At 72.3% G+C, this 19,302-nt stretch carries 15 protein-coding genes and 2 tRNA genes; 2 read left to right on the top strand and 15 right to left on the bottom strand.

What is annotated here, in order from left to right; translation table 11 throughout:
* Positions 1–116: 116 nt before the first annotated feature.
* Entirely contained in the window at positions 117–1,100 is a 984-nt protein-coding gene (locus ACFF45_RS24475) for a hypothetical protein (RefSeq protein WP_381348603.1), read from the top strand.
* A 61-nt stretch (positions 1,101–1,161) separates the two neighbouring features.
* Here ACFF45_RS24475 and clpX read toward each other — a convergent pair whose 3' ends face one another.
* The 5 genes from clpX to ACFF45_RS24450 form a co-directional block, all read right to left on the bottom strand.
* A complete protein-coding gene (clpX, locus tag ACFF45_RS24470) occupies positions 1,162–2,448 on the bottom strand; it encodes an ATP-dependent Clp protease ATP-binding subunit ClpX (RefSeq protein WP_196462744.1) in 1,287 nt (428 codons plus the stop codon).
* 187 nt (positions 2,449–2,635) lie between these two features.
* Positions 2,636–3,316 carry an ATP-dependent Clp protease proteolytic subunit gene (locus tag ACFF45_RS24465; RefSeq protein ID WP_381348602.1) on the bottom strand — a complete coding sequence of 227 codons (681 nt, stop codon included), beginning with the start codon at positions 3,314–3,316 and terminating at the stop codon, positions 2,636–2,638.
* A gap of 78 nt (positions 3,317–3,394) precedes the next feature.
* Complete coding sequence (locus ACFF45_RS24460; protein WP_381348630.1) at positions 3,395–4,006, bottom strand: ATP-dependent Clp protease proteolytic subunit; 612 nt, start codon at positions 4,004–4,006, stop codon at positions 3,395–3,397.
* 211 nt (positions 4,007–4,217) lie between these two features.
* Complete coding sequence (gene tig / locus ACFF45_RS24455) at positions 4,218–5,621, bottom strand: trigger factor (protein WP_381348601.1); 1,404 nt, start codon at positions 5,619–5,621, stop codon at positions 4,218–4,220.
* 168 nt (positions 5,622–5,789) lie between these two features.
* Positions 5,790–5,866: transfer RNA gene (locus ACFF45_RS24450), tRNA-Pro, on the bottom strand.
* Between the two features lie 176 nt (positions 5,867–6,042).
* Here ACFF45_RS24450 and ACFF45_RS24445 point away from each other — a divergent pair.
* Positions 6,043–6,113, top strand: a tRNA-Gly gene (locus ACFF45_RS24445).
* A gap of 76 nt (positions 6,114–6,189) precedes the next feature.
* Here the strand turns inward: ACFF45_RS24445 and ACFF45_RS24440 are convergent.
* From ACFF45_RS24440 to ACFF45_RS24395, 10 genes are all read right to left on the bottom strand, one after another.
* Positions 6,190–6,384, bottom strand: coding sequence for a hypothetical protein (locus tag ACFF45_RS24440; protein ID WP_189698436.1), 195 nt, complete (start codon positions 6,382–6,384; stop codon positions 6,190–6,192).
* A gap of 278 nt (positions 6,385–6,662) precedes the next feature.
* Positions 6,663–8,084, bottom strand: a complete 1,422-nt coding sequence (locus ACFF45_RS24435; protein WP_381348600.1) for a DUF6177 family protein — start codon at positions 8,082–8,084, stop codon at positions 6,663–6,665.
* 4 nt (positions 8,085–8,088) lie between these two features.
* Positions 8,089–12,069, bottom strand: coding sequence for a type VII secretion protein EccCa (eccCa, locus tag ACFF45_RS24430; protein ID WP_381348599.1), 3,981 nt, complete (start codon positions 12,067–12,069; stop codon positions 8,089–8,091).
* A 34-nt stretch (positions 12,070–12,103) separates the two neighbouring features.
* Positions 12,104–13,642 carry a MinD/ParA family ATP-binding protein gene (locus ACFF45_RS24425; RefSeq protein ID WP_381348598.1) on the bottom strand — a complete coding sequence of 513 codons (1,539 nt, stop codon included), beginning with the start codon at positions 13,640–13,642 and terminating at the stop codon, positions 12,104–12,106.
* 58 nt (positions 13,643–13,700) lie between these two features.
* Positions 13,701–15,056 (bottom strand): type VII secretion integral membrane protein EccD, encoded by a 1,356-nt coding sequence (gene eccD, locus ACFF45_RS24420; protein ID WP_381348597.1) that lies wholly within the window; start codon positions 15,054–15,056, stop codon positions 13,701–13,703.
* 76 nt (positions 15,057–15,132) lie between these two features.
* On the bottom strand, positions 15,133–15,432 hold the full coding sequence (locus ACFF45_RS24415; protein ID WP_381348596.1) for a hypothetical protein: 300 nt from the start codon (positions 15,430–15,432) through the stop codon (positions 15,133–15,135).
* A gap of 99 nt (positions 15,433–15,531) precedes the next feature.
* Positions 15,532–15,987: an HD domain-containing protein gene (locus ACFF45_RS24410; protein WP_381348595.1), complete on the bottom strand. Its 456-nt coding sequence runs from the start codon at positions 15,985–15,987 to the stop codon at positions 15,532–15,534.
* Between the two features lie 85 nt (positions 15,988–16,072).
* Positions 16,073–17,185, bottom strand: coding sequence for a DUF6508 domain-containing protein (locus ACFF45_RS24405; RefSeq protein WP_381348594.1), 1,113 nt, complete (start codon positions 17,183–17,185; stop codon positions 16,073–16,075).
* Between the two features lie 69 nt (positions 17,186–17,254).
* Positions 17,255–17,656 (bottom strand): hypothetical protein, encoded by a 402-nt coding sequence (locus ACFF45_RS24400; RefSeq protein ID WP_381348593.1) that lies wholly within the window; start codon positions 17,654–17,656, stop codon positions 17,255–17,257.
* Positions 17,657–17,698: 42 nt separating this feature from the next.
* On the bottom strand, positions 17,699–19,302 hold a 1,604-nt coding region (locus ACFF45_RS24395; protein ID WP_381348592.1), incomplete at its 5' end, for an ADP-ribosyltransferase.

Genomic DNA, 19,302 nt, shown 5'->3' with positions numbered 1-19,302 from the left:
ACCGCGTGGTCCCGAAACCCGATTCCTTTGTAACGGTGGCAACCCCGATGCGGTGCGTGGCCCGTGGCTGGGCCAGGATGTCAGGAACACATAAGCATCTGGAGGGGAACCCAGGAATGAGCTACAACCAGCCGGGCCCGTACGGCGGGCAGCCCCAGCAGCCCGGTCCGTACGGCCAGCCGGGGCCGTACGGCCAGCAGCCGCAGGCACCCCAGCCCGGCTACGGCTACCCCCAGCAGCCCACCCCGCCGCAGCCGGGGTACGGCTACCCCCAGCAGCCCCCGCAGGGCGTGCCGCCGCAGACCCCGCCGTACGGCGGCCAGCCTCCCTACGGCCAGCAGCCGCCCTACGGTCAGGCCCCCTACGGCCAGGCCCCCTACGGCGGCGCCCCGATGCCGCCGGCGCCGGGCGGCGGCCGCAAGAAGACCGGGCTCGTCATCGGCGCGGTGGCGGTCGTGGCGGCGATCGCGGTGGGCGCGTACTTCGTGCTCGCCGGGGGCGGCGGCGCGGGCGGCCTGGAGGACGACGGCGCCCACAAGCTGACCACGCCCACGACCGTGCTCACCGAGTACCAGCGTTTCTCCGACGACGGTGCGAGCGCGGGCGACGAGTCCGTGGCGGAGCTGGAGCAGAGCGGCGTCAAGAACGGCAAGACCCTCATCGGCGTGTACTCCACGGCGGACCTGACCGGTTACGACCCCGCCGACCCGAGCACCGCGCCCGACCCGAGCGAGCTCGCCGCGGCCAAGGGCCTCACCTTCGCCGGCGCCTACGGAGACATCGAGGACCCCGAGGCCGCCCTCGACACCTTCTTCGCCAACTTCGAGAAGACCGCCCAGGAGGACTCCGGCAGCGGCGTCGACACCGAACTGGTCGGGGAGCCCGAGGCGGCCGACATCGACGGCGCCGTCATGAAGTGCCAGGCCGCCAAGGCGACGGACCCGACGACGAAGAAGGAGAAGACGGACTGGTTCTGCGCCTGGGCCGACTACAGCACCCTCGTCATGGTCTCCCCCGGTGACACCACCAAGGGCGTGACGAAGGACGTCGCGGTCGACATCACCACGAAGCTCCGCCCCGAGGTGCGCGTCAAGGCCTGACGCCGCGTCGGCACCGAAGGGGCCCCGGTCGGTCGACCGGGGCCCCTTCGGGTGCGCCGAGCTAGGCGGACTTCTGCTCGCCCGTCCCCCGCCCCCGCGCGTCCCGCGGGATCAGCGTCGGGTTGACGTTGGAGTGGACGACGTCGGCGGTGATGACGACCCGGGCGACGTCCTTGCGGGACGGGACCTCGTACATCACGGACATCAGCACCTCCTCCATGATGGCGCGCAGTCCGCGGGCGCCGGTCTGGCGGAGGATGGCCTGGTCGGCGATGGCTTCCAGGGCCTCACGCTCGAAGTCCAGCTCCACGCCGTCGAGTTCGAACAGGCGCTGGTACTGCTTCACCAGGGCGTTGCGCGGCTCGACCAGGATCTGGAGCAGGGCCTCGCGGTCCAGGTTGTGCACGGAGGTGATGACCGGCAGGCGGCCGATGAACTCCGGGATCATGCCGAACTTGACCAGGTCCTCGGGCATGACGTCCTGGAACTGGTCCTTGGCCTCCAGCTCCCGCTTGGAGCGGATCGTCGCGCCGAAGCCGATGCCCTTCGCGCCCGCCCGGGACTCGATGATCTTCTCCAGCCCGGCGAAGGCGCCGCCCACGATGAACAGCACGTTCGTCGTGTCGATCTGGATGAACTCCTGGTGCGGGTGCTTGCGGCCGCCCTGCGGCGGCACCGAGGCCGTCGTGCCCTCCAGGATCTTCAGCAGGGCCTGCTGCACGCCCTCGCCGCTCACGTCCCGTGTGATGGACGGGTTCTCACTCTTGCGCGCGACCTTGTCGATCTCGTCGATGTAGATGATCCCGGTCTCGGCCTTCTTGACGTCGTAGTCCGCCGCCTGGATCAGCTTCAGCAGGATGTTCTCGACGTCCTCGCCGACGTAGCCCGCCTCCGTGAGCGCCGTCGCGTCGGCGATGGCGAACGGGACGTTCAGCATCCGGGCCAGGGTCTGCGCCAGCAGGGTCTTGCCGGAGCCCGTGGGGCCCAGCAGCAGGATGTTGGACTTCGCCAACTCGATCGCGTCGTCGCGGCCCTGGGCGCCGCCGTTCTCGCCGGCCTGGACCCGCTTGTAGTGGTTGTACACCGCGACGGACAGGGCCTTCTTCGCCGCCTCCTGGCCGACCACGTAGCCCTCGAGGAACTCGTAGATCTCGCGCGGCTTGGGCAGTTCCTCCCAGCGCACCTCGCTGGTCTCCGCCAGCTCTTCCTCGATGATCTCGTTGCAGAGATCGATGCACTCGTCGCAGATGTACACACCGGGGCCTGCGATGAGCTTCTTGACCTGCTTCTGGCTCTTGCCGCAGAACGAGCACTTGAGCAGATCGCCGCCGTCACCGATGCGTGCCACGGTGTGCTTCCCCTTCGCCTGGGAGACGACTGGACTGGTCCAGCGGCTCCTGGTGCTGCCTTATGTCCGACGGTACCTTGCCGGGCCCCCCGTTCGGGCCCCCCTTGGCACGGTTCACTTTGACGTGCACCTTGCCACGCACAGTGTCACACCGTGCCAAGGAGCGGCGTACATTACCGGATCCGCGTCAGCGGACCGATGCGTTGTTCATCTTGCGGGTCGAGATGATCTGGTCGATCAGGCCGTACTCCAGCGCGTCCTCGGCGGTGAGGATCTTGTCGCGCTCGATGTCCTCGCGGATCTTCTCGATCGACTGGGTGGAGTGCTTGGCCAGCATCTCCTCCAGCTGCGAGCGCATCCGCAGGATCTCGTTGGCGGCGATCTCCAGGTCGGAGACCTGGCCGCGGCCGGTCTCGCTGTACGGCTGGTGGATCAGGACACGCGCGTTCGGCAGCGCCATGCGCTTGCCGGGCGTGCCGGCGGCCAGCAGCACGGCGGCGGCGGAGGCCGCCTGGCCCATGCAGACCGTCTGGATGTCCGGCTTCACGAACTGCATCGTGTCGTAGATCGCCGTCAGCGCGGTGAACGAACCGCCGGGGCTGTTGATGTAGACCGAGATGTCCCGGTCGGGGTCCATCGACTCCAGGCACAGCAGCTGCGCCATGACGTCGTTGGCGGAGGCGTCGTCGATCTGGACGCCGAGGAAGATCACGCGCTCCTCGAAGAGCTTCGCGTACGGGTCGTACTCGCGGATGCCCTGGGAGGTGCGCTCGACGAAGCGCGGGATCACATAGCGGGACTCGGCCTGCGGGCCGGTGTACTCGGCGCGCGCACGGGCGTAGGGGCCGCTGCCGGGGAAGTCGTTCACGGTGTCTCCTGAAAGGGGCTGGGGCGGTGGCTGGGGGCTCTCGGCGGCATACGGGACCCGGAGGGGGCCGTACAACCCCTAGGAGGCCGCCCCGGTGCCGCCGCCGCCCGGCATGCCGGCAGCCGTGGGGATGACGTCGTCGATGAGGCCGTACTCCTTGGCCTCGAAGGCGTCGAACCAGCGGTCGCGGTCCGAGTCGCGGGTGATCTGCTCGACCGTCTGGCCCGTGTGCTGGGAGGTCAGCTCGGCCATGCGCTTCTTGGTGTGCAGCAGCCGCTCGGCGTGGATCTTGATGTCCGAGGCCGAGCCGGCCAGGCCGGCGGAGGGCTGGTGGATCAGGATCTCGGCGTTCGGCAGCGCGAAGCGCTTGCCGGGCGTGCCCGCGCTGAGCAGGAACTGACCCATCGAGGCCGCGAGGCCCATGGCGATCGTCACCACGTCGTTCTTGATGAACTGCATGGTGTCGTAGATCGCCATGCCAGCCGTGATCGAACCGCCGGGGCTGTTGATGTACAGGTAGATGTCCTTGTCCGGGTCGGCGGCAAGGAGCAACAGCTGCGCGGTGATCTTGTTCGCGATGTCGTCGTCGACCGGCTGGCCGAGGAAGATGATCCGCTCGTTGAGCAGCCGGTTGTAGACCTGGTCGCCGAGGCCGCCACCGATGGAAGGCTCGCCGGCGGCGGAGGGCATCAGATTCGTCACGTATCCACCTGCTCGTCTTGCGACGGCGCGGGGCCGTCTCACGTGTCGTATTCATGGACCCTAACGCGCTGCTCCCTTTGGCGAATCCCGGAGGCGGGGGTGTTCGCCGGGGGCGTAGCGGCCTCATGGGGGGCCGGGTCCGGGGGTAAGGCAAAAGGGCCCCGGACGGTGATCGTCCCGGGGCCCTTCCTGCGGCTGCTTACGCCTCGTCGTCCTGCTTGTCACCCTCGGTGACCTCGGCGGACTGCTCGGCCGCGGCCTCACCGGCCTGGCCGGCCTCACCGGTCTCGTCCTCGTCGTCCAGGTCGACGATCTCGCCGTTGGTGTCCTTCACCGTGGCGGCCTCCACGACGACCGCGAGGGCCTTGCCGCGGGCGACCTCGCCGACCAGGAGCGGGACCTGGCCCTGCTCCACGACGGCCTGGGCGAACTGGTCGGGCGACATGCCGGAGGAGGCCGCGCGCCGCATCAGGTGCTCGGTGAGCTCGTCCTGGTTGACGTTGAGCTTCTCCTGCTTGACCAGCTCGTCCAGGACGAACTGGGTCTTGATGCCCTTGACCGCGGCCTCGCGGGTCTCGGTCTCGAACTCCTCGGCGGTCTTGCCCTGGATCTCCAGGTACTTGTCGAGGGTCAGACCCATCTGGCCGAGCTGGTGGTGCTCCAGGTTGTGCTTGCGGGTGTTGATCTCGTCCTCGAGGAGCTTCTCGGGGACGGGCACCTCGACGAGCTCCAGCAGCTTCTCCAGGACGCGCTCCTGGGCCTGCGTGGCCTGGTCGAACTGCTTCATGTTCGCCAGCCGCTTGCGGCTGTCGGCCTTCAGCTCGTCCAGCGTGTCGAACTCGGAGGCGAGCTGCGCGAACTCGTCGTCCGGCTCGGGCAGTTCGCGCGAGGCGACCTGGGTGACCTTGACGGTGACCTCGGCCTCGCGGCCGGCCGCGGAGCCGCCCTTGAGCTCGGAGGCGAAGGTGACCTCCTCGTCGGCCGACAGGCCCTTGACGGCGTCGTCGATGCCGTCCAGCAGCTCGCCGGAGCCGATGGTGTAGGAGACGCCGTTCGCGACGCCGTCCTCCAGGACCTCGCCGTCGACCTTGGCCTCCAGGTCGATCGTGACGACGTCGCCGTCCTCGGCGGCACGCTCGACCGGGGAGGTCGACGCGAAGCGCTCACGCAGCTGCTCGACGGACTTCTCGACATCCTCGTCGGTGACCTCGACGGCGTCGACCTCCACCTCGATGCCGGAGTAGTCCGGGATCTCGATGGCCGGGCGGACGTCGACCTCGGCGGTGAAGGCCAGCAGCTCGTTGTCCTTCAGCTCGGTGATGTCCACCTCGGGCTGGCCCAGGACGTTGAGCTCGGCCTCGTTGACCGCCTCCGTGTAGAACTTCGGAAGCGCGTCGTTGACGGCCTCCTCCAGCACGGCACCCCGGCCGAAGCGCTGGTCGATGACCCGGGCGGGGATCTTGCCCTTGCGGAAGCCCTTCACCGTGACCTGCTGGTTGATCTTCTTGTACGCCGCGTCGAGGCTGTCCTTGAGCTCCTCGAAGGGCACCTCGACAGTGAGCCGAACCCGGGTCGGGTTCAGGTTCTCCACGGCGCTCTTCACGGTTCGGTCTCCTTGTGGCTGACTTCTGAGGTTCTGCCGGAACCCGACGGGTCCGGCGGATTGGCCGCCCGGAGGACTGCAGTGATGAGACACACGGGCGTGCAGCTTGCATAGTAACGGCAGCGGCTACACGGCCCAAAAGGCGATCACGCCGGGTGATCGGGTGACTGGTCGGGGTGGCGGGATTTGAACCCACGGCCTTCCGCTCCCAAAGCGGACGCGCTACCAAGCTGCGCCACACCCCGTCTGGTGCGAGACGTAGGCTACATGCCCGCAGGCAGCGGGGCCGCCGCATTTCCCGCGGGAGCCGCGGCGCCGGGGCCGCCGCGGCCGCCCCGGGCGGAAGGGGTGTGCGGTGAGGGGGCCCGACCCGCTACGATGCCTCCAGTGCCGCGGGCGACCGACCTGCGGCGCGCGCTGTGCGGGCGTAGCTCAATGGTAGAGCCCTAGTCTTCCAAACTAGCTACGCGGGTTCGATTCCCGTCGCCCGCTCTTCCGACCCGGGGCCCGGCGGGGGGGTTCGTCCTCCCGCCGGGCCCCGCGGCGTTCCTGGGCCGCCCGGTGGTCGTCAGAAGCTGATCGAGTTGATCGTCTCCGCTATCGAGTCGAGGAAGCGGTTGATCGACGGGGCCATGCCGGTCGAGGCGAGGAAGAAGCCGAAGAGGATCGCCACGACGGCGGGACCCGCCTTGATCGAGCCCCCTCGCATCATCACCACCAGGATGATCGCCAACAGCAGCACCACTGACAGTGAAATGGCCACAACTGATCACACCCTCGGTCGGTCCGCTCTCCCGGCCGGGGGATACCAGACCGCGCACCCCCGCCAGAACCATCGTGCCACCAACAGGCCCTCCCTATGCGGCGCCTGACGTAACGCCGACCACACCCGCGCCGCACCCCGGCGTGTTCGGCCGTGCCCCGCACGCCTGTCGCGTGCGCCCCGCAGGGCGGTCGCCGGTCGGCCGTCACCGGAAGGTGACGGAATCTTTCCCATGTCCACACATCGACTCCGCGGCGCAGTTCCCCGCCTCTTGCGGGTCAGGTGCCCTTGAGGTGCCTCATGAGGCGCTCGAAGTCCTGCCAGCCCGACAGGTCGGACGGGTCGCCGGGGAGCGGGTAGTACAGGGCCGGGCGGGTGCGCGGGCCGAGTTCGCGCGGGGGCTCCGGCAGCGGGGTGCGCCGGGCCCGGTCGCCGGGCATCGTCCGGACCTCCTCGGCGCCCAGGACGAAGGCGTACGGCACGCCGGGGCCCTCGAAGCGGGCCGGTACGGACAGGTCGCGGCGGGCCCGGCGGATCTGGACCAGCATGGACTGGAGGTCGTGCCGGGTGGCGAGGGCCTCCGCCGCGGCGGGCACGGCGTCGGCCGGCACCTCCTCGCCGGGGCCGTAGCCGAACGCCATGGTGACGTCCTCCTCCACACCGGCCTCGGTGCGGGTGACGCGCACGGTCGCGAGACCGGGCCGCTCGGGGGTGCCGACGACCACCAGCCAGGTCGGCTCGGGCGTCCGCTCGTGGGCCACGTCGGTCAGCTGGCGCAGCGACCAGGGCAGGTTGGCGGGCTCCTCGGTGCCCCAGCCGGCCGGCGGCTCCCCGGTGATCTCCCGCCACACGGCCTCCACGGCGCCGCCGAGCACCAGGCGGTCGTCGGCCGGGTGGACGGTGCGGAAGGAGACCGCGAGCTGCCGTTCGCCGGTGTCGGCGATCTCCTCGCCGAAGGTGCGGGCGACCGGCGTACGCGGGTCCTCGGGGGGCGCCTCGGCGGACCCGACGGTCACGAAGAGGCCGTCGTCCCAGCGCAGCACCGCCCCGGACAGGCCGTCGTAGTAACCGTCCCGCTCGTCCTGCACCACCCAGCGCGAGGGCCAGCCCGGCAGGGCGTTGCGGACGGCCGGGGACATCCGGGTGCCGGCGGGCGTGACGATCTGCAGGCCGCGTCCGGCCTCGGCGGCGGCGCGGAAGGCGTCCGCGAGCCAGGCGGTCATCGCCACCACGGGGCGGTCCTGGATGACGACGGCGACCTTGTCGGTGAGCACGTCGACGGCGGGCTGGGCGGCGGCCGGGACCGGCACGGCGCTGACGCCGTCCGTCGTGACCACGGCCATCGACCGCGCGGCCTCCGGCGGCCAGGCGGTGCCGCCGACGAGCGTGGCCAGCCGGGCGGCGAACGTCCCGGCGAGTTCCTCGGCCTCCTTGACGCCGGTCGTGGCGCGGGCCTCGGTCCACCAGTACGGCGCCTCCGGCTCGCACGCCCCCAGCAGCCGCTCGGCCTCGCCCCGGACCTGCACGAGCAGGGGCGCCTCAACGGAGACCAGGGGGCGGCCCTGCTCGTCGCACAGCCGCACCACGGCTCCGCCGCCCTCGGCGCCGACCAGCTTGCCGGGGCCGCCGGAGAACAGGCCCGCGAGCACGCTCAGCGGGTCGGGCATCTTCTTCGTGAGGGCGATGACGTCCTTGGTCATGGGTTCACCTGGTCCCCGCGTAGACGGTCTGGATGAGGCGGGTGGGCTCGCCCCGGCGCAGCAGGGTGCCGCGGCCCGGCGGCTGCTGGCCGGCGTAGACGCCGGGGAAGAGCTGGCCCTCACTGCGGTCGCCGGCCATCACCAGGGCCGTCGCGCCGGACTCGCGCAGGCTCTGCAGCAGCGGCTCGTACAGGCCGCGCGAGGCGCCCGCGACGCGCCGGGTCAGCACGAAGTGCAGGCCGATGTCGACGGCGGAGGGGATGTACGGCACGAACGGCGCGAGCGGCTGCTGGCCGGCGGTGGTCAGGACGTCGTAGTCGTCGACCAGGATCACGATCCGCGGGCCGGAGAAGCTGCCCGGTTCCAGGTCCTCGCCGTCGGCGCCCTCGTCGGGCAGCCGCTTCTCCAGTTCGGCGGCGATCCCGGCGGCGAGGCCGGCGCACAGCTTGGCGTTGTAGGCGTAACCGCCCCGGTACTCCTCGGGGACGGCGCCGCGCAGGCCGCGGCGCGGGTCGAAGACGCCGAAGACGAGCTCGTCGTCGCCGTAGCGCTCGATCAGGCCCTGGACGATCACCTTCAGCAGGTTGGTCTTGCCGCACTCGCTGTCGCCCATGACCAGCAGGTGCTGGTCGTGGTGGAACAGGTCGAGCAGGACCGGGGCGAGCTGGGTCTGGTCCAGGCCGACGGGGACCCGGCGCGGTTCGGCGGCCGGGGTGGGCAGCTGCCGCGGCTCCAGGACGTGCGGCAGCACCCGCACCGGCTGGGCCACGTCGCCGGTCCAGGTGGCGCGGACCGTGCGGGCGGTGCGCTCCAGGACCGCGCCGAGGTCGGCGGTGTCGGCGAGGCCGTCGGCGCGGGGCAGCGCGACCTGCGCGAACAGCTTGCCGTCGGTGAGGACGCGGCCCTTCTCCTCCGGGGAGAGGGTCTGGGCGAGCTTGCGGTCGATGCTGGACTCGCCCGGGTCGTTCAGGCGCAGCTCGACGCGGGTGCCGAACTGGGACTGGGTGGCGATGCGCACGTCGTTCCAGCGGAGCATGCCCGCGACGACGTGGATGCCGTAGCCGCTGCCGCGCTTGAGGATGTCGGCGACCGCGTCGTCCAGTTCCTCGAAGTCGTCGCGGAGCGCGCCGAAGCCGTCGATGAGCAGCACGATCTCGGTGGAGGCCAGCTCGGTGACGCGGCCCGCGGCGCGCAGGGTGCGCAGTTGCTCCAGCGAGTCGACGGAGTGGACGCGGAAGAGTTCCTCGCGCTGGTCGAGCATGGCCCGCACCGAGTCGATGGTGCGCGCGGCGCGTTCCCGGTCGGCGCGGCCGGCGACGCCGCCGACGTGCGGCAGCCCGGACAGCGCCTGGAGGCCGCCGCCGACCAGGTCCAGGCCGTAGACGCCGACCTCCTGCGGGGTGTGCGTCAGCGCCAGGGAGAGGGCGAGGGTGCGCAGCAGGGTGGTCTTGCCGGACTGGGGGCCGCCGATCACGGCGGCGTGGCCGCCGGCCAGCGTGAGGTCCAGGTACCACTCGCCCTGCCACTGCTTGGTGGGGTCGTCCAGGACGCCGAGCGGCACCCGCAGCGGGCCGCCGCGCCGGGCCAGCTGCATGCCGCGCGGGCCGACCTGCACGGGGCCGGCGACCTTGTCGAGGGCGGTGGCGGCGGGCAGCGGGGGCAGCCAGATCTGCCGCACGGGCCGGACGCCCGCGCCCTCCAGCTGCTCGATCATCACACCCATCTCGGTGGGGCCGGTCTCGCGGCGCCGCATCTGCGGCTGCTCCTCGGGCGCCGCGGCGGACTCCTCACCGAGCGCGTTGTAGGCCGCGTAGGGCAGCGCGAGCGGGCCGGTGTCCTCGGCCTCGCGCTGCACGGGGCCGCTGTAGGCGCCGGAGACGTAGCTCGCCTTGAACCGCTCGTAGTGGCTGGTGTCGACCTTGAGGTAGCCGAAGCCGGGCAGCGGCGGCAGGTGGAAGGCGTCCGTGGTGTCCAGCACGGTGCGCGACTCGTCGGCGGAGAAGGTGCGCAGGCCCAGCCGGTACGACAGGTAGGTGTCCAGGCCCTTGAGCTTGCCGCCCTCGATGCGCTGGCTGGACAGCAGCAGGTGCACGCCGATGGACCGGCCGATCCGGCCGATGGACAGGAACAGGTCGATGAAGTCGGGTTTGGCGGTGAGCAGTTCGCCGAACTCGTCGATCACCACGAACAGGTGCGGCAGCGGCTCCAGGTCGGGGCGCTTCTCGGCGCGCAGCGCGGCGTAGTGGCCGATGTCGGCGACGTTGCCGGCGTCCTTGAGCACCTGCTGGCGGCGCTTGACCTCGCCGGCCAGCGAGGAGTGGACGCGTTCGACCAGGCCCGCCTGGTTCTCCAGGTTGGTGATCACGCCGGCCACGTGCGGCAGGCCGGCGAAGGGCGCGAAGGTGGCGCCGCCCTTGTAGTCGACGAGGACCAGGGCGAGGTCCTCCGGCGGGTGGGTGGCGACCAGGGCGAGCACGAGGGTGCGCAGCAGCTCGGACTTGCCGGAGCCGGTGGCGCCCACGCACAGGCCGTGCGGGCCCATGCCCAGCTCGGAGGACTCCTTCAGGTCGAGCAGCACGGGCTCGCGGGAGTCGCTGATGCCGATCGGCACGCGCAGGAACGCCCGCTCGCCGCGCGGCGCCCACAGCCGGCCCAGGTCCAGGCGGGCCACGTCGTCGATGCCGAGCAGTTCGGCGAAGTCGACCGGGCCGGTCAGCGGGGCGTCGGCGCCCATGGAGTCGGCGGAGAGCCTGAGCGGGGCCAGCATCCGGGCGAGGCCCTCGGCGAAGGCGGTGCCGACCTCGTCGACGGTGCCGTGGGCGCCGATCGGCTCGCTCTCGCGCAGGTCCTCGATGACGACGCGTTCGCCGTCGACGGTGATGCGCACGCCGACATGGCCCGGTTCCTGCACCCGCTCGTCGAGCAGGTGGAGCACGCTGACGCCCATGTCGCGCAGGCCGACGGCGTCGTCCGGGCGCGGCAGGTCCACCGCGTCGTCGCCGTGCGCGTCGGCGACGACGATCAGCCGGGAGGACATGGCCAGGGCGTCCCGGCCGGACAGGCCGCGCCGCACCTCGGCCGCGTAGGAGGCGCGGCGGCGCAGCTCGGGGCCGATCTGCCGGGCCAGCTGGGGCACGGAGGGGGCGATCCGGCGGGCCGCGACGGGACCGTCGAACTGCTCGCCGTCGAGCAGGTGGGGCAGCCACTTGGCCCACTCCCAGTCGGCGATCCGGTCGCCGGGCGCGGCCAGCGCCATCGCCACGTCGTCGGGGGCGTGGGTGGCGGCGGCCTGCACCAGCAGGGCGCGGGCGACCCGGAGGGTGTCCTCGCGGCGGCCGATGACGCTGATGTTGCCGACCCGGTCCAGCGGGACGGTGAGCGGCAGTTCGGTGCCGGTGCCGAAGCGGGCGACCAGCGCGGAGGCCTCGTTCAGCATGAACTGGTCGGGCGGGGTGAGCACGGAGGAGCCCTGGTCGCCGACCTTCAGGTCGCGGACCGGCATCTCGCCGGTGCCGACGCGCACCCGCAGGAAGTCGCCGTCCACGCGCCGCCGTTCCCACAGCCGGGCGGGGTCACGCACGATGTCGTACAACGCGTCCGGCGGCGGGTTGAGCACCTGGGCCCGTTCCCGGCGCTCGCGTTCCTCCGTGGACAGCTCCTCGCGCAGGTCCTCCAGGTAGGCGAGGTAGGCCTCGCGCTGGGTGCGGCGGGTGCGCTGGGCCTTGCCGCGCTGGGAGAAGAGCAGGATCAGCGAGCCGACGACGGTGACGACGAGGATGATCGCGCCCAGCGCCGCGAACTGGCTGTTGCGCACGACCGTCATCATCACGACGGACGACATCACACCGGCGACGGGCAGCAGCGAGGTCGCGACCGAACCCGCCTTGCCGTCGGGCAGGTTGGGCGGGGCCTCGATGGTGCGCGGCGCGGGGGCGGCCGGGGGCCGGGTGGTCCGGGCCGGGCGGTGGATCAGTCGGGTGCTCATCGTCCTTGCCTCTGGGGGTTCCCTTCCGGGGAGCTCAACGGCGCTGCTGGGAGAGCTGGAAGACCTCCGCGGCCAGGCCTGCGGCGGCCTGCCGGGTGGCCCGCGCGAGCAGGTCGGTGCGGATGGTGCCGCCGGCCGCGAGATGCCGGTCGTACGGCAGGACGCGCACGGTGGCCCCGGTCGCCTTCAGCGGCTCGGCGGCCTTGTCCAGGTCGACGCCGGTGTGCGGCACCGTCTCGGTGAGCACGACGACCGTCGAGGTGGTGATGGACCGAGGCAGTCCGCGCATCCACTGGAGCACCGCGTGCGTGCTGGCGACGCCCTCCAGCGTGGCGGGCACGGTCAGCACCCGGGCCTGGGCGGCGGACAGCGCGGTACGGGCGACCTCGGCGGGCAGCGTCTCGCAGTCCACGACGGTCACCCCGAAGTAGCGGCGCAGCGACACCATGACGCGTTCGTAGGCGCGGGTGTCGAGCATGGCGCCGACCTGGCCCTGGCTGCCGGGCAGCAGCCAGGCGTTGTCGGGCAGTTGGACCAGGTACCCGGTGACGTCGAGCAGCGACATCTGCGGCTCGACCACGTCGGCGAGGTCGCCGGTGGTCCAGCGCAGGTTCTCCGCGCCGAGCCGCAGCGGCAGCGAGCCGAGCGCCGGGTCCGCCTCCACGACCAGGACCGGGTCCTGCCGGTAGTGCGCGTAGGCGGTGCCGAGCAGGGCGGCGACCGTCGTCTTGCCGGAGCCGCCCCGGATGGACGTCACCGCGATCTGCCGGCCGGTGGTGACGGCCTGCTGGAGCACCTCGGCGGTGGCGGTCGTCTCGGCGACCTCGCGCGCGGCGGAGGAGGAGACGGTGCGGCGTACGGCGCGCAGGGCACGGGCGGCGAACGGCTCACCGCGACGGGGCTTGAGCCCGGCGTCGGCGATCCGCTTGTCGACGGCCGGGCGGGTGTCGGGGGTGGTGCGGGAGGCGGGGGCGCGGCGGGCGGGCGCGGGCTGCGGGGCGGGCGCGGCCTGGTGCGGCCGGGGCTGGGCGTGGCCCTGGTCGGCGTACGGCGCGGGCTGGGGCTGGGCTGCGTGGGCCTGGGCCTGTTCGGCGTACTGCTGTGGGGTCTGCTCGCCGTACTGCTGCTGGGCCTGTTCGCCGTACCGCTGCTGGGTCTGCTCGCCGTACTGCTGCTGGGCCTGTTCGCCGTACCGCTGCGGGGCCTGCTCGCCGTACTGCTGCGGGGCCGCGTACTGGCCGCTCTGGTCGGTGTACCCCTGGTGCGGGTAGCCGTGAGGGGCCTGCTGCTGCGGCGGGTAGCCGTAGGCGGGGCCGGGGCCCGGCTGCTGAACCTGGGGGTAGCCGTACGCCGGGTCCGGGCCGTGCGGCGGAACCTGCTGCGGTCCCGGCTGTCCCGCCGTCCGCTGCGGCTGCTGCTGTTCCTGGTGCGGCTGCGTCCGGTCCGGCTGCGCGCCGGACTCTTCCCCGGGCTGCCGTGCGGCCCGCTGCCCGGCCGCGCCGGCCCTCAGGTCGCGCAGCACGTCGCCCTGCCAGTTGTCCCCGCTCGGCATGTCGCCCTTTCTCTCCCCCACGCTCCTGCCTCGTCGTCCCGCCCGGAGCGACGCGCGTCGGCGTCTGGTATTCGAAGCCTCAGAACTTGTTGAGCAGTTGCCCGTAGATGCCGAACACCCCGACGGCGAGCGGGAAGAGCCCGATCACCCCGAGGGACTCGATCAGATCGGCCAGCCGCCGCAGCCGCACCCGGACGTGCTCCGGCGGCTCGATCGCGAGGACCAGCAGCGGCAGCAGCGCCGCGGTGGCGAGCAGCACGAGCGCACCGACGCCGCCGGCGTGGTCCAGCCACAGCACCGCGAGCCGCACGACGAGCAGGGCCGCCGCCCCGAACAGCGCCACCACCTCGGCGACCAGCGGGAAGGCCCGCGCCCGGGAGAGCAGGACGACCGCGGTGAGGGAGGCCAGGACCACCGACCACACGGCCGGTTCCTCCCCCGTGGTCAGCAGCCAGCCGCCGGCGGCGGCCGAGGCGGCGGTGACCACGGTGGCGAGGGCGAGGCCGCGGTGGGTGGCGGCGAGCGCGTTGCCGACCTCGTGCCGGCTGACCGAGGTGCCGGAGGAGCGGCGGTCGTCGAGGCCGGTGAGGCCCGAGGCCATCAGCGCGAACCGGGGCAGCAGCCCGAGCAGCACCACGGAGAACACGGCCATCACGGCGCCGAGCCGCTCCGGCCGGTCCTGGAGGGCGGCGACGGCCTCCCACACGAGGGTGACGACGGCGACCGACCCGGCGCCGATGAGTCCGCCGCGGCCGAGGGGCGAGAAGAAGGCGAGCAGCACCAGGGTGAGCACGAGGGCGGCCATGACGCCGGCCAGCCGGGCGGTGCCGGACCAGTCGTGGGCGTCGGCCGTGGTCCACGCGGCGAGCACGCCGAGCCCGCCGGAGGCGAGCAGCAGGGCGGTGGCGAGTCCCAGGTTGCCGCCGCCGGTCTTCGCCACCACCGCACCGGCGATCAGGAAGACCACGGTCGCGGCCAGCAGCGCGGTCGCGACGGACTCCAGCGCGAACTCCCGCCGGGCCAGCACGGCCGCGGCGACGGCGAAGGCGAAGGTGGCGACACCGGCGCTGATCCGGCGCACGGCCGGACGCCAGCGCCAGGCGCGCAGGTCGAGGTCGTCGGCGACCTGGTCGGTGACGTCGTGCACCACCGGCGCGGGCGGCGCGGCATGGGTGCGCACCAGGCGCAGTACGGCGCCGTCGGGCACCCCGGCCGACGACAGCGTGGCCTCGTGCGGCAGCACCGAGCCGTCGGTGCTGATGAGTTGCCGGGTGGTCGGCCGGGTGGCGGCCCGGTCGTCCAGCAACTGCAGGATGTCGGGGAGCAGTTGGCCGATCGGCGTGTCCGAGGGCAGGACGATGTCGGCGCGTCGTCGCTCACCGACCAGGGTGACCCGGCTCAGTTGGGTGCGGGACGTCGTTGATGTGCTCACCACTCACCGGAACCTATCATCGTGCCGTTCGGGCCATCGGCGCCGGGCGACGTGCTCACGTCAGTCATGCACACCGTGCTCACTGCTCCTCCCCACCCTCGCCGGCGGACGTGCTCGGCGACGGGTTGTACAGCTGCTCCTGCTGCTGGCGCTGCTGCTCCTCCTCAGCCCGCTGCTTGGCGAGGGTGGACTGGACGAAGGACCAGCCGATGCAGCCGGCGCACAGGACGGCGGCGATCGCGATGCCCGCGAAGATCTTGCCGAGCCGCTCGTCGGCGGTACGCCGCGCGCGCTGCGCGCCGAAGAGCAGCGCGTCGCGCATCCGGCGTCGGCGCACCGCCACCGACTCCAGCAGTTGGCTGTCGTAGTCCCGTGCCATTCAGTCGTCGTCCTGTGCCGTAGGGGTCGTCGTGGGTGGTGGGTGGTCGGTCGTCGTGGTCGTCGGTCGTCGTGGGTGATCAGTCGTCAGAGGACGGCGTCAGTCGTCAGGGGTGAGGCCGAGGAGGCCGCGCACGGTGGCGTACTTACGGGTCAGCCGCTGGGCCGTGGCCTCGTCGAGTTCGGCGAGGCGGCGCGGGTCGGCGTTGTGCGCGAGGTCGGCGGCCTTGACCAGCCGGGCCCCCGGGGTGTCCAGGATCCGGCGCGCGTACGCCTCCGGCTCCTCCCCCGCCCGCTTGGTGACGGCCCGTACGACGTCCTTGGTGCGCTGCGGCAGCGCGGCCCGCGCCAGCCACTCCTCGGTCAGCACCCCGTCCTCGACGGCGTCGTGCAACCAGGCGGCGGCGACGAGTTCCTCTCCCCCGCCCCGGGCACGCACCCCCTCGGCGACGGCCGACAGGTGCTCGGCGTACGGCCGCCCGGCCTTGTCCGTCTGCCCGGCGTGCGCGGCGCGGGCGACGGCCTCCACCTCGGCGAGACTCATGTCCTGCGGCATGCGGATCCCCCTGACTTCGCTTCCGCAACATAGGACATGGACGCGCCAGGCGTACAGCCCGGGTGCGGCGGCCTCTCGCGGCGCTTCACGCCCCTCCCGTCAGTCCCGTCAGTCCTGTCACGACCATGAACAGCACCCACAGCGCGGGGACGAGGGCGACGTAGGCGCGCGGCCTGCGGTGCACGGGCACCCCGGGGTCGTAGCGCGGCCCCAGCGTCCCCGGCCCCGGCGCCGGGAGCCGCTTCACCGTGCGGACCGCGAGGAGGTTGCGGACCAGCGTCAACGGCGCGAACACGAACAGCGAGAGGGGGCTCCACCAGCCCATGCACAGGGTGTGGGTGGTGTAGGCCCGGTACACGGCCAGCCCGCAGGTCAGGCACATCGGCCCGTCCGTCCGCCGGGAACCGAAGAAGACCACGAGCCCCCGGTGGGCGTGGAAGGCGACGTGGGCGGCGGGCGAACCTCCGCAGAACCTGCACACGCCGGGGGCGGTGGCGCGCTGTTCGGCGTACCAGGCGCGGAGGGCGGTGACGACGGCGTGGAGGAGGCCGTTCCCGACCGCCTGGGCGATCGTGCCGTCCGAGAAGTGCTCCCCGCGCACGATCGTCGTGGCGGCGCGCACGGCGTCCGCCGGGGACAGCCGCCCGTCCGGCGCGGGTTCGGGCAGCGGGTTGTCGGCCCACCGGTGCTCGGGGGTGACGGCGCCGACGCCGGACAGGGCGCGGACGACGCGCTTCAGCGGCTCGCTGTAGCGCGGGAAGGGCACGTGGGTCACGCCGCGGGCCGATGTCCGGCCTCCGCCCCACGTGATGGTCCGGTCCTCGTCCGTGAGCGCGTCGTAGGCGTCGCCGAGCTCGCGCCAGGCCGCCGCGTTGTCGCGGTCGAGCTGATCGAGCAGACGCCTGTCGTCCTCCGGGGTGACGGTCCGGGCCAGGTCCTTGACGGCGTCGACGCCGGTGGCGCCGGTGACCGGACCGGCGCCGGGTTCCCGGCTGAGCAGGGTGAGGACACCGAGGGGGGCGAGGCCCCGTTCACGGGCGTCCTGGGCCTTGCGGTACCACTCCGCCCCCGCCTCGTAGGCATCGCTGCTGCTCGCCGACCGGTGGATCAGGTCGACGGTGGTGTCGTCGGCCCAGAGGTAGCCGATGATCTCGTCGGCGGGGATGGAGACGGTGACGTAGTGGACGGGGCTGGACATACGACTCAGGCCTTGGGGGCCCACACCTCCACGACGGCCGGGACCGGAGCCGGGCCGGCCGGATGTTCTCTAGTCACCCTTGGCGAGTTCCTCGACCACGGTCGCGTTCGGGGCGTCGATGAGGGAGTCCGGCAGGACACGGCCTCTGACGCCTTCCGGGTCGGCAGACAGCTCCGCGAGGGCCTGGGACGGCAGGATGCCCCGCCCCTTGGCGCCCTCCAGCCTGGCATGCCAGATGCTGCCCTCGGAGAACGCCCGAGGTCCAGCGGCCTCGCGCGGTTCCCACGCGGCGGCGTCGTCCTCGTCATTGGCCCACACGTAACCGAGCACCACGCCGTCCTGCTTGTCGACCACCGTGAGGTACCGCACCGGCTTGTCGGTGTAGGTCCGGTATCGCGGCGGACCCGGCGACACGAGGTTGAAGTGCACGTCTTCGTTGAAACGCTCGTTGATCGGTCGTTCGCTGCTCATGGTGTTCACATTCCTTTGCTCTGGGCTGAACTGCGACGAAGGCTACGGCCTCGGCAGAACCTCCCCGTACACATGCCACTTTCCCGCCTGGTCCATGAAGGCGCGCGTGACCTTGTACTCGGAGCCCCGGGCGAGGAGCAGCTCGCGCTCTCCGGGGTACTTGGAGAGGTGGTCGATCCAGAGGGCCGGTGTGCCCTTCGGCACCCGGAGGTGCATCCACACGGGCTTGCCGTCGAACGGGGGTGGCGGCGTCTTGCCGAGTGCCGTGGAGGTGTACGCCTGGTCGTCGAAGACACCGCCCTGCATGTCCAGCGGCGATTTCAGCGGGTGGCCGTTGATCTTGATGTGGTCGACCCCGGTACCGCGGACGATCATGACGTCCTCGGGCACAGGCCGGGTGTCCATGACCTTGTCCATCTCGGAGATGGTGTGCTTGAGCGAGTCGTCCAAGTCGTTACCGAAGCGCAGATGGCTGTTGATGAGGTCGTACTCGTTGCCGCTGTACGTCCTCAGCGCCTCCCGCGACTCGGTGGGCAGATCGTCCAGGAAGTCGTTCCAGTACGCGTTGCCGTACGCCAGCCCCGCTTCGTTGCTGACGCTCGGCGCGGGGTTCGTGCCGCGTGCCAGTTCGGCCGCGGCCACCGCATGCTTCTCGGCATCGCTGAGGTGTGCGAACTCGTCCCGCGACATCGTCGGCCTGTACTCGAACGGCTCCGTGGCCCCGCTCCCCGGCACGTCCGTGCCCTGGTGGCCGGGAGCGACGGGCGCGTCGGTGCCGTGGTGCGCGCCGATGTCCGCCACGCCCTGCGGGAGGTCCGCGTGGCCGCCGGCGTGCGCCGCGTCGTCCGTGTGACCCACGCCCTCGTCGCCGGCGCCGTGCACGGCATCGTCGGCGTGGCCGGCACCCGGCACGTCGTGACCCGTGCCGTGCGGCACGTCCGGGGTGTGGCCGCCGGTGCCCGGCACGTCCGGCCCCCCGGTGTGCGGCGTCGTGCCCGGCAGGTCGTGCACCGGGTTGGCCCCCGCGCTCTGGTGGTACCACGGCGTGCCACCCGGGTGACCACCGCCGGTGTGCGGCGTCGCGGTCGGCGTCTGGTCGTACGCCGTCGCGGGCGGAGCCTGGTCGTACGACGCCGGAGGCGGCCCGTAGTCGTAGCCGGACGCAGGGGGCCCGTAGTCGTAGCCGGACGCAGGGGGCCCGTAGTCGTAAGCGGACGCAGGGGGCCCGTAGTCGTAAGCGGACGGCGACGGGGTGTGGCCGTACGGTGTCGCTGTGGGTGTCGCGTCGAAGGAGCCGCCCGGGACGTGGCCGCCGGTGGCGGCGGTGTGCGCGGCGGGTGAGGTGTAGGGCCCGGCACCGCCGGTGGTGTCCACCGTGTGCGTCACGCCGTCGCCCGCGTGCGCACCCGCGTAGACCGGCTGCTGGCCGCCCTGGACCGTCCAGTGGGCCGGCAGCGTCGGCGCGGTGGTGCCGTGCGGGACCGTCGCTCCGGTCTCGTGCGTGACCGGCGTCGTGTCGACGGCCCCGTTGGGCGCGACGAGGTTGCCGTCGGGGTCCAGGACGCGGCCGTCGGGCAGGTGGACGGTGCCGTCCGGGAGGGTGGGGATGTCGATGGTGCCGACGCCCCTCAGCGCCGCGCTGATGT

The organism is Streptomyces cinereospinus (genome assembly GCF_042430725.1).
Lineage (GTDB): Bacteria > Actinomycetota > Actinomycetes > Streptomycetales > Streptomycetaceae > Streptomyces > Streptomyces cinereospinus.
Note: the sequence above shows the minus strand (reverse complement) of the source record. Positions and strands in the feature narration are given on the sequence as shown.